This is a genomic window from Streptomyces sp. SCA2-17 (genome assembly GCF_044336695.1).
Window position 1 is genome coordinate 5,421,174 of record NZ_CP117521.1, and the last position, 11,443, is coordinate 5,432,616.

Below are 11,443 nucleotides of genomic sequence, written 5' to 3' on the forward strand. Positions count from 1 at the left end.
TTCGAGGACGAGGGGAGTGGCGTCCGGTGCCGACCATGCTCGACGCTGTCGTCGTAGGCGCCGGGCCCAACGGGCTCACCGCCGCCGTGGAGCTGGCCCGCCGAGGTCTGTCGGTGGAGGTCTTCGAGGCCGCCGACGCCATCGGCGGCGGTGCGCGGACCGAGGAGCTCACGCTGCCCGGCTTCCGCCACGATCCGTGCTCCGCCGTGCACCCGCTCGGCGCCGGCTCCCCGGCCTTCGCCTCGATGCCGCTCGACCGGCACGGCCTGGAGTGGGTCCACCCCGAGCTGCCCATGGCGCACCCCTTCCCCGACGGCACGGCCGCCGTCCTCTCCCACAGCGTGGGGGAGACGGCGCACTCGCTCGGCCCGCGCGACGCCGGGGCCTACCGCCGGCTCGTCGCCCCCTTCCACGGCAAGTGGGACACCGTCGCGGCCGACTTCCTGCGCACCCAGTGGGACGGGCTGCCGCGCGACCCCGTCCTCTACGCCCGCTTCGGCCTGGCCGGTGTCCAGTCCGCGGCCCTGCTCGCCCGCCGCTTCCGGGACGAGAAGGCGCCCGCCCTGTTCGCCGGGCTGGCCGCGCACGGCATCTCCCCGCTCACCGGCATCGGCACGGGCGGCATGGCCCTGGTCTTCGCGCTGGCCGCGCACGCGGGCGGCTGGCCGGTGCCGCGCGGCGGCTCCCAGGCGATCGCCGACGCCCTCGCCTCGTACCTGCGCGTGCACGGCGGCACCGTGCACACCGGCTTCGAAGTCAAGCGGCTGGACGACCTGCCGCCCGCCCGCGCCTACGTGTTCGACACCTCGCCCACCGCCCTCGCCCGGATCGCGGGTCTCGGCAACGCCTACCGCGGCTACCGGTACGGCCCCAGCGTCTTCAAGATCGACTACGCGCTGTCGGGCCCCGTGCCGTGGACGTCGGAGTCCGCGCGCCGGGCCGGGACGGTTCACATCGGCCCCACGTACGGGGAGATCGACGCGGCCCTCGACGCCGCGCTGCACGGCCGCGACCCCTCGGTGCCCTTCCTCATCACCGCCCAGCCCAGCCTCGCCGACCCCACCCGCGCGCCCGAGGGCAAGCACACGTTCTGGGTGTACGGGCACGTGCCGAGCGGCTGGGAGGGCGATGCCACCGAGGTCATCGAGCGGCAGATCGAGCGGTTCGCCCCCGGCTTCCGCGACCTGGTCCTGGCCCGTGCCACGGCCGGGCCGCCGCGGCTGGCCGCCCGCAACGCCAACTACGTGGGCGGCGACTTCGCCATCGGCTCCGTGGCCGGCCTGCGCCTGATCATCCGCCCCAAGCTCGCCCGCGTGCCCTACGCGACGGCCCACCCGGCGGTCTTCCTCTGCTCCTCGGCCACCCCGCCGGGGCCGGGCGTGCACGGCATGTGCGGGCACCACGCGGCGAAGGCGGTGTGGCGGAGGCTGCGGAAGGGGTAGCGGGAGATGCGCTGACCCGACGGGCTACGCGGCCCGGGGCAGGTCCCGCAGGATCCCGTTCCGTACGGTGGCGGTGTCGGTCCCCAGCTTCCGCAGTACGCCCGCGGTCACCTTGTCGTCCGGGTCGAGGATGCCCAGGACGACGTGTTCCGGGCCGATGTGGCGCTCCTTGCGGGCGAGGGCCTCGCGCAGCGAGCGCTCCAGGGCCTTCTTCGCGCGGGGCGTGAAGGGGATGTGGCCCGTCCGGCCGGGTGCGTCCCGGCGGCGGCGCCCGCCGAAGGGCAGGATCCGCCGCCGCTCCTCGGGAGGACCGGGCCGGTCCAGGGCGCCGGGCCCGAAGGTGTCCTCCGCCCGGGCCCGTACGGCCTCCAGGTCGATGCCGAACGCGCGCAGCGCCTCCGCGTCGCCCGTACCGAGGGAACCGGCGGGCGCCAGCGCGCCCCGGCACGCCTCCGGTGTGATCCCGAACCGCGCCAGCGCGGCGACCACGGGGGCGCCGGCCTGACCGAGTACGCCGAGCAGCAGGTGCTCGCTGCCGATCCAGGCGTGGCCCAGCGTGCGGGCCTCCTCCTGCGCCTGTACGACGGCGACACGCGCATCCCGGGTGAACCGTTCGAACGTGCCTACCTCCTGGCGTGTTTCTTGTGCACTGCCTGCCTGCTGACTCCGAGCGCGGCCCCGATCTCCTCCCAGGACCAGCCCTGCCGGCGCGCGCTGTCGACCTGAAGCGCCTCCAGGCGCTCGACGAGCCGTCGCAGCGCCGCGACGGCGTGCAGTCCCACGTGGGGATCGCTGTCCATGGCGGCCTCGGTGGTGCCGACCGCGTCCTTCGCATCCGTTCCGGCCATGGTGTCAACCTAGGATGACAAGCGCAGCCCTGTCAACCGTCGTTGACAGGGCTGTTGCGTGATTCCGCTCAGTCGTCCTTCAGTGGGCGCTTGTAGTAGCTCCACGGGAAGTACGTGCCGACCTCGGTCCAGCCGTCCGCCTCCATGCGTCGCCCGCGCCCGGCGACCGCGAACGGGACGCGGCGGTACTCCCACTGCCGGTCGGACGCCTCCACCGCGTGGTACAGCGGGCCGAAATCGACCAGCTCCCAGCGCTCCAGGCCGGCCTCGGCGAGGGCGGCCATCTCGTTGAACGCGGTCAGCATGGTGAGGACCCGGCGCTCGGGGGTCCCCTTCGGCACCGCGGTGTCCTTGGTCGCGAAGCGCTGCTGCGCGGCCTGCCGGCTCACGCCCAGCAGGCGGCCGATGGTGTCCCAGCTGTGGCCCGCGGCCCGCGCGCCCTGCACGGCCTTGCGCAACAGTCGGCTCGTCTCCTCGGCGCCGGTCCGGGTGGCGGACACCAGGCGCAGATAGCTCTCGGGGTCGTGCTCCAGCGACTCGGCGAGCCCCTCGGGGCCGCCGAGGACGGCGCTCGCGACGGCCTCGCGGATGCGGGCCTCTTCCTCCGGGCTGAGCTGCGGAGTGTCGCTCATCGCTGCTCACCGCCGCGGAGGGGTTCGAGGGCGTCGAGGGCCGCCTCGTCGCGCTGCTTCTGCTGTGCGGCGGCGTCGGTGGCGGTGCTCTGCGCCTGCACGGTGCTGAAGAGCGTGCCCATGACCGCGATGAGGAGGAGCTCCGCGCCGACGAGCGCGAGGAACGCCGGGGTGCCGAGGTTGTCGGCGAACCCCAGCGCGAGCGTGATCAGGGCGATGGCGCAGAGCAGCAGTCCCAGGGAGGTGTGGGCGAGGGAGGGCTGCGGAGCGGCCGCGGGCCGCGACGAATCGATCATGGCGTCAACTTTTCCTTGACGCTGCCCCTCTTGTCAACTCTTTCTTGACGCGCCTGCAAGGTCGGCGCCCGCCTGCGACCCCTCCCCAGTAATTGACCTACAGGTCAAAAAGATCTACTGTTTCCTCCATGGGAAGGCCCAAGCAGTTCGATCCCGACGCAGTCGTCGACAAAGCCATGGACGTCTTCTGGCGCAAGGGCTACGCCGCCACCACGCCCCAGGACCTCGTCGACGAGCTCGGCATCGGCAAGGGCAGCCTCTACCACGCCTTCGGCAGCAAGCACGCCCTGTTCGAGCGGGCGCTGGAGCGCTATCGCGACACCCAGGCCGCGGCGCTCGTGGAGCTGCTCGACCAGCCCGGCCCTGTCCTGCCGCTGCTGCGCTCCGCGCTGGAGCTGCTGATCGAGACGGATCTCGGCGAGTCCGACCGCCGCGGCTGCTTCGCCGTGAACACCGCCACCGAACTCGGCGGCAGGGACGACGCCTCCACCGAACTCGTACGCCGCATGTTCGAGCGCACCGAGGGCGCCTTCAAGGCCGCCGTCGAGCGCGGGCAGCGCACGGGCGAGTTCGCCCCGGACCGGGACCCGGCCGCGGTCGCGAGCCTGCTGCTCGCGGCGCTCGTCGGGATGCGGGTCATCGCCCGCGCCCAGGGCGGCCGGGAGCGGCTGCGCCGCGTCGCGGACGCCATGCTCGCCATGCTCTGAGTGGCCGGGTCGGCCCCCGCACACGCCGCACACCTGTACCCAGATTTTGTACCTTCAGGTAAAGAAAGAAGAGTGCGCCATGGATCTCCACCTGACCGGCAAGACCGCCCTCGTCACCGGCGCGAGCCGCGGCATCGGCCTCGCCACCGTCCGCTCCCTCGCCGCCGAGGGCGTGCGGGTCGTCGGCGCCGCCCGTACGATCACCCCCGAGCTGAAGGAGGCCGCCACCGCGGCCGTCGCCGTTGACCTGAGCACGCCCGGCGGCGCGCACACGCTCGTCGAGCAGACCCTCGCCGCGCTCGGCGAGGGGATCGACCTGCTGGTCAACAACGTCGGCGGCGGCGACGAGGTCGTCCTCGGCGGGTTCCTCGACGCCGACGACGCCCAGTTCCAGGCGAACCTCGACCTGAACTTCCTCAGCGCCGTCCGCGTCAGCCGCGCCGCCCTGCCGTCCCTGACCCCGCGCCGCGGCTCCGTCGTCAACGTCTCCTCCATCAACGCGCGGCTCCCCGCCGCCGGCCCCGTCGCGTACAGCGTGGCCAAGGCGGCGCTCACGGCCTTCGGCAAGTCCCTCTCCGAGGAGTTCGGGCCGCGGGGCGTGCGCGTCAACACCGTCTCGCCGGGCGTGGTCCGTACCGCGATCTGGGAGGACCCGGACGGGTTCGGCGGCAAGGTGGCCGCCGCGGCCGGCGTCGACCACGCCGCGTTCCTGGAGCAGCTTCCGGAGCGCTTCGGCATGGCCAGCCCGCGGATCACCGAGCCCGGCGAGGTCGCGGCGCTCATCACCTTCCTGCTCTCCGACCGGGCGGCCAACATCACCGGCGCGGACCACGTCATCGACGGCGGCACGGTGAAGACCGTCTAGCCGCCCCGCCGCGTCCCGTCTAGCCCCCGCCCTGCCCCTCGTCGTCGCGGTCGCGGACGCTCTCCGCGACCCGGCGCAGCCGCGGGTGGCGCACCGGGCCCGCGGCCCGTTCCTCGATCGCGTCGCCGACCATCGTCCGCAGCGCGTCCCGCAGGCCGTGCATCGCGTGGTGCCGGGCCGGGCCCGCCCCCGGGTCCTCGCGCAGCTCCGACATCAGCGACCAGCAAAGGGCCAGCATGACCAGCACGAACGGCAGGGCGACCAGGATCGTCGCCGACTGGAGCGACTGCAGCCCGCCCGCCACCAGCAGCACCGCCGCGACCGCCGCCATCAGCACCCCCCACGTCACCACCAGCCACGTGCGCGGGTGCAGCGCGCCGCGGCTGGAGAGCGAGCCCATCACGAGGGACGCGGAGTCCGCGCTGGTGATGAAGTACGTCATGACCAGCGCCATCGCGATCCACGAGGTGAGCGTCTCCAGCGGCAGCGTGTCCAGGAGGGCGAACAGGGACGCCTCCGCTCCGTCCTTGACGGTCCCGGCCATGTCGGCCGCGCCCGTCATGTCCAGCCGCAGGGCGCTGCCGCCCATCACGCAGAACCACACGATCGTCGCCCCGCTCGGCACCAGCAGGACGCCGATGAGGAACTCGCGGATCGTCCGGCCGCGCGAGATGCGGGCGATGAACGTGCCCACGAAGGGGGCCCACGACAGCCACCACGCCCAGTAGAAGATCGTCCACGCGCCGAGCCACTGGGAGTCCGTGAACGCGCCCGTGCGCGTCGCGAGGGTCAGCAGGTCGTGCAGATAGCCGCCGGTGGCCGCGGGGATGGTGTTGAGGACGAAGACCGTGGGGCCGAGGAGGAAGACGAAGAGCATGAGGCAGGCGGCCAGCACGATGTTGAGCGTGCTGAGCCACTTCACGCCCTTGTGCAGGCCGGAGAACGCGGACAGCACGAACGCGGCCGACAAGCCGCCGATGATGATCAGCTCCAGGGCCGTGCTGTCCTTCACCCCGGTCGTGATGTTGAGGCCCTTCGACACCTGGAGGGCGCCCAGGCCGAGGCTCGTCGCCGTGCCGAACACGGTGGCGAAGACCGCGAGCAGGTCGATGACCCGGCCCGGCCAGCCGGCCGCCCGCTCCGCGCCCAGCAGCGGCACGAACGCCGAGCTCAGCCGGTTGCCGCGGCCCTTGCGGAAGCCCGCGTAGGCGAGGGCGAGGCCCGCCATGCCGTAGATCGCCCACGGGTGCAGCGTCCAGTGGAAGAACGAGTACTCCAGCGCGGTACGGGCCGCCGCCGGCGTGCTCGCGGTGACGCCGCTGCCGGGCGGCGGGGAGACGAAGTGCAGGAGCGGCTCGCCGACGCCGTAGAACATCAGGCCGATGCCCATGCCAGCGCTGAACATCATCGCGATCCACGCGAGGTTGCTGAACTCCGGCTGGTCGTCGTCCCGGCCGAGCCGGATCCGGCCGAAGCGGCTGAAGGCGATGACCACGCACAGGACGAGGAAGACGTCGGCGGCGATCACGAACAGCCAGGCGAAGTTGGACAGCACCCAGTTCAGTGCCGCCTTCGTCACCCGGTCGAAGGAGTGCTTGCCCAGTGCAGCCCACGCCACGACCGCGAGCACCGCCGCGCCGCCGATCGCGACCAGGGCCGCGTCCGGGGGCTCCTCCCGGCCGCCCGGGGCGGCGGGGACGTGCGGGTCGGCCGGATCGTGCGCTTGGGTGCTCATGACGCCCCACTATGGCCGGAAGAGTACGGAATTGGGCGGACTGGCACGCCGCGCGCGGGCATGGGCAACGGCGGATCCGCCCCGGTAGGGTCCAGGCGGCACGGCCGGGCTCGAAGCGAGGGGTGGCGCGCAATGACGGACGGCGTACGGGTGCTCATCGCCGCGGACAAGTTCAAGGGCTCCCTGACGGCCGCCGAGGTCGCCCGGCACGTCGCCGCCGGGCTGCGGCGGGGCGCGGACGCCGCCGGCCGGCCGCTCGACGTCTCCGCGCTGCCCGTCGCCGACGGCGGGGACGGCACGGTCGACGCGGCGGGCGCCGCCGGCTTCGCACGGCGCGAGGTGCAGGTGACGGGGCCGGTGGGGGCGCCCGTCACCGCCGCGTACGCGCTGCGCGGCGGCACCGCGGTCGTGGAGATGGCCGAGGCGTCCGGGCTGCGGCGGCTGCCGGGCGGGGCGCCCGCGCCCCTCACGGCCACCACGTACGGCACCGGTGAGCTGCTACGGGCCGCACTCGACGCGGGCGCGCGCACGATCGTCCTCGGCATCGGCGGCAGCGCCACGACGGACGGCGGGGCCGGGATGCTCAGTGCGCTCGGCGCGCGGCTCCTGGACGCCTCCGGTGCGCCGGTCCGGCCCGGGGGAGCGGCCCTGGCCGGGCTCGCCACGGCCGACCTGTCGGGCCTCGACCCGCGGCTGCGGGCCGTCGAGCTCGTCCTCGCGAGCGACGTCGACAACCCCCTGACCGGGCCGGCGGGCGCCGCTGCCGTCTACGGGCCGCAGAAGGGCGCCGGACCGGACGACGTGGCCCTGCTCGACGCCGCGCTCGCGCACTACGCCACCGTGCTCGACGGCGGCGCGCTCGCGGGCGCGGCCGGGGCGGGCGCCGCGGGCGGGCTCGGGTACGGGGCCCTGGCCGGGCTCGGCGCGGTCTTCCGGCCCGGCATCGAGGTCATGCTCGACGTCCTCGGCTTCGCCGGGGCCCTCGCCGGCACGGACCTCGTGATCACGGGCGAGGGCTCCCTCGACGCGCAGACCCTGCGGGGCAAGGCGCCGGCGGGGGTGGCGAGCGCGGCCCGCGAAGGGGGCATCCCGGTGGTGGCGGTCTGCGGCCGGCTGGCCCTGTCCGCGGAGGAGCTGTCCGCGGCCGGCATCGACCGTGCGTACGCCCTGACGACCCTGGAGCCGGACCCGTCCCGCTCCATGGCCCTCGCCGGGCCCCTGCTGGAACGTCTTGCGGAACGGATCGCGGAGGACCACCTCAGGTAGTCCGGCACCGCCGGTCGCCTCCGGCGGGGGCTGATCGCCGTTGCGGCGGGGGTGAGAGGGCGGGCCCTCCCGGCCGTTGCGAGGGCCGGCCTCGGGCCGGATCGGCACCGCCGGTCACCTCCGGTGGGGGCTGATCGCCGTCGCGGCGGGAATTCTCTGCCTGCGGCAGAGGCAGGCGGCCGACGGGCCCCGAAGGCCCGAGTGCCCCGAACGCCGAGCGGGGCGGCCCCGAACCCAAAGGTCCGGGGCCGCCCCGCTCGGTCAAACCGTCGCTACGGCAGCTGCGTCGCCCTCGCCTCGCGGCGGTTGTCGCGGAAGGTGTTCACCCTCCGCGCCGTCGCGAAGAGGGGGATCACCGCGCCCAGGACGACCTGGAGCGCGCAGCCCGTCTGGAGGAGCAGCTCGCCGCCGGGCGCATCGAACGCCCAGGCCGCCAGCAGGCCCATGCTGAGCACGATCCAGCTGAGCATCGCCACCGCGAGGCGCCCCCGCGGCTTGGGGTACTCGACCCGGCTCACCATCAGCCACGCCACGCCCACGATCGCCAGCAGCGTCGGGACGAACGGCAGCTCCAGCAGCACGATCGAGACGACCGTGAGCGCCCCGAAGGGGCTCGGCATGCCCTGGAAGATGCCGTCCCGCAGCTGGACGCACGAGAAGCGCGCCAGTCTGAGGACGACCGCCAGCAGCACCACGACCGCGGCCACGGCCGACACCCGCTGGTGGGCGTCGTCGGCGACCATGCCCCACACGACCACGAAGTACGCCGGGGCGAGCCCGAAGCTGATCAGGTCGGAGAGGTTGTCCAGCTCCGCGCCCATCGCCGAGCTGCGCAGCTTGCGCGCGACGAGCCCGTCGAAGAGGTCGAAGACCGATGCGAGCAGCATCAGTATGACCGCGGTGGCCGCGCTGTGGCGGGCCATGCCGCCGTCCTCGTTCCCCGTGAGGTGGGGGATGAGGACGCCCGTGGTGGTGAAGTACACCGCCATGAACCCGCAGATCGCGTTACCGAGCGTGAGCGTGTCCGCTATTGAGAGCCGGGTGGACAGCGGCATGGTCTCCGCGTCCTCGGCCTCGTCCGCCTCGGGCACCCACGATGCCTCTTGATCAATCACGGTCAAGGCGTGTCACCCCCGCGGTGGTCTTCTGGCCGACCTCGACCGCGACCTCGACACCCTCCGGGAGGTAGACGTCGACGCGCGAACCGAAGCGGATCAGACCGATCCGCTCACCCTGCTCCACCTTGGTGTCCGCGGGGAGGTAGGGCACGATGCGACGGGCGACGGCGCCGGCGATCTGCACCATCTCGATGTCGCCGAGCTCGGTGTCGAAGTGCCAGACGACGCGCTCGTTGTTCTCGCTCTCCTTGTTGAACGCCGGAACGAAACCGCCGGGGATGTGCTCGACGGACGTCACGGTGCCGGCCATCGGCGCCCGGTTGACGTGGACGTTCAGCGGGCTCATGAAGATCGCGACACGGGTGCGCCCGTCCTTCCACGGCATGATGCTCTGCACCACGCCGTCGGCCGGGGAGATGACCCGGCCCGTGGCGATCTCGCGATCGGGGTCGCGGAAGAACCACAGCATGCCCGCCGCGAGCGCGGTGGTGGGCACGGCCAGCGCGGCCCAGCGCCCGGAGCGCCGGGCGCGGGAGAGGCTGACCGCCGCCGTGGCGACGGTCGGGAGGAGCCACGGCGATGCTCCGCGCGCGAGGCGAACGCCGGCGAGGCTGTCGCGGTGTGCAGAGGAAGAGCTGTGGGGCATGGGTGACCTTCGTAGCGGAGGGTGCCGCGAAACGATTGGGGGACGGCGGCTTTCGGGGGATGCTATCGGTTGCGACCGGCAACTGGCTAAGCGCCGGAGCCGGTCGGTGGCCGAAGTCCGATGACTGGGTGTGATCTTCTTCTCGGTCAAACCACCCCTAACCGGAATATTTATCCCTGGATCCGGTACTCCTCGAGTAGCCGGCGGCCGATGATCATTTTCTGGATCTCTGCCGTTCCCTCACCGATGAGCAGCATGGGGGCCTCTCGGTAGAGGCGCTCGATCTCGTATTCCTTCGAGAACCCGTATCCGCCGTGGATGCGGAACGCGTCCTCGACCACCTCCTTGCAGTACTCGGAGGCCAGGTACTTGGCCATTCCGGCCTCGAGATCGTTGCGCCGGCCCGAGTCCTTCTTCCGGGCCGCATTCACCATCATCGCATGCGCGGCTTCGACCTTTGTCCCCATTTCGGCAAGTTTGAACTGGATCGCCTGGTGCTGGGCAATCGGCTTTCCGAAGGTCTGCCGCTGCTGTGCGTAGGACACACCCAGTTCGAACGCACGCTGCGCGACTCCGCAGCCACGCGCCGCGACGTTGACCCGCCCGACCTCGACGCCGTCCATCATCTGGTAAAAGCCGCGGCCGGTGACGCCGCCGAGCACGCGGTCGGCGGGCACCCGCAGCCCGTCCATGATCAGTTCGGTGGTGTCGACGCCCTTGTAACCCATTTTGTCGATCTTTCCGGGGATGGTCAGCCCCGGCTTGACCTCGCCGAATCCCGGTTCCTTCTCGATCAGGAACGTCGTCATCGACTTGTGCGGCGCGGTCCCCTCGGGATGCCCCTCGTCCGTCTTGCAGAGCACCGCCACCAGCGTCGACGTGCCGCCGTTCGTCAGCCACATCTTCTGGCCGTTCAGGACGTACGTGTCGCCGTCCCGCACGCCCTTCGATGTGATAGCCGACACATCCGAGCCGAGGCCCGGCTCCGACATCGAGAACGCGCCCCGGATCTCCCCCGCCGCCATCTTTGGCAGGAAATAGTCCTTCTGTTCCTGAGTGCCGTGCTGTTTGAGCATGTACGCCACGATGAAGTGCGTGTTGATGATCCCCGACACGCTCATCCAGCCCCGGGCGATCTCCTCCACGCACAGCGCGTAGGTGAGAAGCGACTCACCGAGCCCGCCGTACTCCTCCGGGATCATCAGCCCGAACACCCCGAGGTCCTTGAGGCCCTCGACTATCTGCGCCGGGTACTCGTCCCGGTGCTCCAGGTCCGTGGCGACCGGAATGATCTCCTTGTCGACGAAGTCACGGACCGTCGAGAGGATTTCCTGCTGGACGTCCGTCAGCCCGTCGGTCTGCGCCAGGCGGCCCATCACTTCTCCCGGATGATCGGCTCGGGGCGGCCGGGCTGCTCCCCGCCGCGCTCCTTGATGTACGTGGCGGTGGGCACCATCACCTTGCGCCGGAAGGTGCAGACCACGGTGCCGTCCTGCTTGTAGCCGATGGTCTCGACGGAGACGATTCCGCGGTCGCTCTTCGACTTCGACGGCGTCTTGTCCAGCACGCGCGTCTCGCCGTAGATCGTGTCGCCGTGGAAGGTCGGCGCGATGTGCTTCAGCGACTCGACCTCCAGGTTGGCAATGGCCTTGCCCGAGACGTCGGGGACGGACATGCCCAGCAGGAGGGAGTAGACGTAATTCCCGACCACGACGTTCTTGCCGAAATCGGTCGTCTTCTCCGCATAGTTGCTGTCCATGTGCAACGGATGGTGGTTCATGGTCAGCAGGCAGAACAAGTGGTCGTCGTACTCGGTGACGGTCTTGCCGGGCCAGTGCTTGTACACGTCGCCGACGGTGAACTCTTCGTAAGTCCGGCCGAACTGCAC

Annotated in this window: 13 protein-coding genes; 4 read left to right on the forward strand and 9 right to left on the reverse strand. The window is 72.0% G+C overall.

Annotated features, from left to right (window positions below):
• The first annotated feature begins 35 nt into the window (after nucleotides 1-35).
• Nucleotides 36-1,442 (forward strand): phytoene desaturase family protein, encoded by a 1,407-nt coding sequence (locus PS271_RS24415; RefSeq protein ID WP_398384630.1) that lies wholly within the window; start codon nucleotides 36-38, stop codon nucleotides 1,440-1,442.
• Between the two features lie 24 nt (nucleotides 1,443-1,466).
• Here the strand turns inward: PS271_RS24415 and PS271_RS24420 are convergent, their stop codons facing one another.
• The 4 genes from PS271_RS24420 to PS271_RS24435 all read right to left on the reverse strand — a co-directional run bounded on the left by PS271_RS24420 (nucleotide 1,467) and on the right by PS271_RS24435 (nucleotide 3,218).
• On the reverse strand, nucleotides 1,467-2,141 hold the full coding sequence (locus tag PS271_RS24420; protein WP_398387041.1) for a Clp protease N-terminal domain-containing protein: 675 nt from the start codon (nucleotides 2,139-2,141) through the stop codon (nucleotides 1,467-1,469).
• Nucleotides 2,066-2,290, reverse strand: coding sequence for an Lrp/AsnC family transcriptional regulator (locus PS271_RS24425; RefSeq protein WP_043189849.1), 225 nt, complete (start codon nucleotides 2,288-2,290; stop codon nucleotides 2,066-2,068). Before PS271_RS24425 ends, PS271_RS24420 begins: the two co-directional genes overlap by 76 nt.
• A 68-nt stretch (nucleotides 2,291-2,358) precedes the next feature.
• Nucleotides 2,359-2,922, reverse strand: coding sequence for a hypothetical protein (locus PS271_RS24430; protein WP_398384632.1), 564 nt, complete (start codon nucleotides 2,920-2,922; stop codon nucleotides 2,359-2,361).
• On the reverse strand, nucleotides 2,919-3,218 hold the full coding sequence (locus PS271_RS24435) for a hypothetical protein (protein WP_398384634.1): 300 nt from the start codon (nucleotides 3,216-3,218) through the stop codon (nucleotides 2,919-2,921). Before PS271_RS24435 ends, PS271_RS24430 begins: the two co-directional genes overlap by 4 nt.
• 128 nt (nucleotides 3,219-3,346) lie before the next feature.
• On the opposite strand from PS271_RS24435, the gene PS271_RS24440 reads away from it, so the two are divergent.
• Both PS271_RS24440 and PS271_RS24445 read left to right on the forward strand, forming a co-directional pair.
• A complete protein-coding gene (locus PS271_RS24440; RefSeq protein ID WP_398384636.1) occupies nucleotides 3,347-3,925 on the forward strand; it encodes a TetR/AcrR family transcriptional regulator in 579 nt (192 codons plus the stop codon).
• A 79-nt stretch (nucleotides 3,926-4,004) separates the two neighbouring features.
• Nucleotides 4,005-4,790, forward strand: a complete 786-nt coding sequence (locus PS271_RS24445) for an oxidoreductase (RefSeq protein WP_398384637.1) — start codon at nucleotides 4,005-4,007, stop codon at nucleotides 4,788-4,790.
• Nucleotides 4,791-4,809: 19 nt separating this feature from the next.
• Here the strand turns inward: PS271_RS24445 and PS271_RS24450 are convergent, their stop codons facing one another.
• A complete protein-coding gene (locus tag PS271_RS24450) occupies nucleotides 4,810-6,525 on the reverse strand; it encodes a BCCT family transporter (RefSeq protein ID WP_398384639.1) in 1,716 nt (571 codons plus the stop codon).
• A gap of 132 nt (nucleotides 6,526-6,657) precedes the next feature.
• On the opposite strand from PS271_RS24450, the gene PS271_RS24455 reads away from it, so the two are divergent.
• The gene (locus tag PS271_RS24455; protein WP_398384641.1) at nucleotides 6,658-7,791 is read left to right on the forward strand and encodes a glycerate kinase; all 1,134 of its coding nucleotides are present in this window, start codon (nucleotides 6,658-6,660) and stop codon (nucleotides 7,789-7,791) included.
• Between the two features lie 272 nt (nucleotides 7,792-8,063).
• On the opposite strand, the gene pssA is transcribed toward PS271_RS24455, so the two are convergent.
• From pssA to PS271_RS24475, 4 genes are all read right to left on the reverse strand, one after another.
• The gene (gene pssA, locus PS271_RS24460) at nucleotides 8,064-8,912 is read right to left on the reverse strand and encodes a CDP-diacylglycerol--serine O-phosphatidyltransferase (protein WP_030367825.1); all 849 of its coding nucleotides are present in this window, start codon (nucleotides 8,910-8,912) and stop codon (nucleotides 8,064-8,066) included.
• Entirely contained in the window at nucleotides 8,899-9,555 is a 657-nt protein-coding gene (locus PS271_RS24465; protein WP_398384643.1) for a phosphatidylserine decarboxylase, read from the reverse strand. The genes pssA and PS271_RS24465 overlap by 14 nt, the downstream gene beginning before the upstream one ends.
• A gap of 170 nt (nucleotides 9,556-9,725) precedes the next feature.
• Nucleotides 9,726-10,931 carry an acyl-CoA dehydrogenase family protein gene (locus tag PS271_RS24470; protein ID WP_398384645.1) on the reverse strand — a complete coding sequence of 402 codons (1,206 nt, stop codon included), beginning with the start codon at nucleotides 10,929-10,931 and terminating at the stop codon, nucleotides 9,726-9,728.
• Nucleotides 10,931-11,443: a MaoC family dehydratase gene (locus tag PS271_RS24475; RefSeq protein ID WP_398384647.1), complete on the reverse strand. Its 513-nt coding sequence runs from the start codon at nucleotides 11,441-11,443 to the stop codon at nucleotides 10,931-10,933. The genes PS271_RS24470 and PS271_RS24475 overlap by 1 nt, the downstream gene beginning before the upstream one ends.

Excerpts from the sequence above, each read along its gene's own strand:
- PS271_RS24415 (WP_398384630.1), top strand. The coding sequence starts at position 36 with ATGCTCGACGCTGTCGTCGTAGGCGCCGGGCCCAACGGGCTCACCGCC.
- PS271_RS24425 (WP_043189849.1), bottom strand. The coding sequence starts at position 2,290 with ATGGCCGGAACGGATGCGAAGGACGCGGTCGGCACCACCGAGGCCGCC.
- PS271_RS24430 (WP_398384632.1), bottom strand. The coding sequence starts at position 2,922 with ATGAGCGACACTCCGCAGCTCAGCCCGGAGGAAGAGGCCCGCATCCGC.
- PS271_RS24435 (WP_398384634.1), bottom strand. The coding sequence starts at position 3,218 with ATGATCGATTCGTCGCGGCCCGCGGCCGCTCCGCAGCCCTCCCTCGCC.
- PS271_RS24440 (WP_398384636.1), top strand. The coding sequence starts at position 3,347 with ATGGGAAGGCCCAAGCAGTTCGATCCCGACGCAGTCGTCGACAAAGCC.
- PS271_RS24445 (WP_398384637.1), top strand. The coding sequence starts at position 4,005 with ATGGATCTCCACCTGACCGGCAAGACCGCCCTCGTCACCGGCGCGAGC.
- PS271_RS24450 (WP_398384639.1), bottom strand. The coding sequence starts at position 6,525 with ATGAGCACCCAAGCGCACGATCCGGCCGACCCGCACGTCCCCGCCGCC.
- PS271_RS24455 (WP_398384641.1), top strand. The coding sequence starts at position 6,658 with ATGACGGACGGCGTACGGGTGCTCATCGCCGCGGACAAGTTCAAGGGC.
- PS271_RS24465 (WP_398384643.1), bottom strand. The coding sequence starts at position 9,555 with ATGCCCCACAGCTCTTCCTCTGCACACCGCGACAGCCTCGCCGGCGTT.
- PS271_RS24470 (WP_398384645.1), bottom strand. The coding sequence starts at position 10,931 with ATGGGCCGCCTGGCGCAGACCGACGGGCTGACGGACGTCCAGCAGGAA.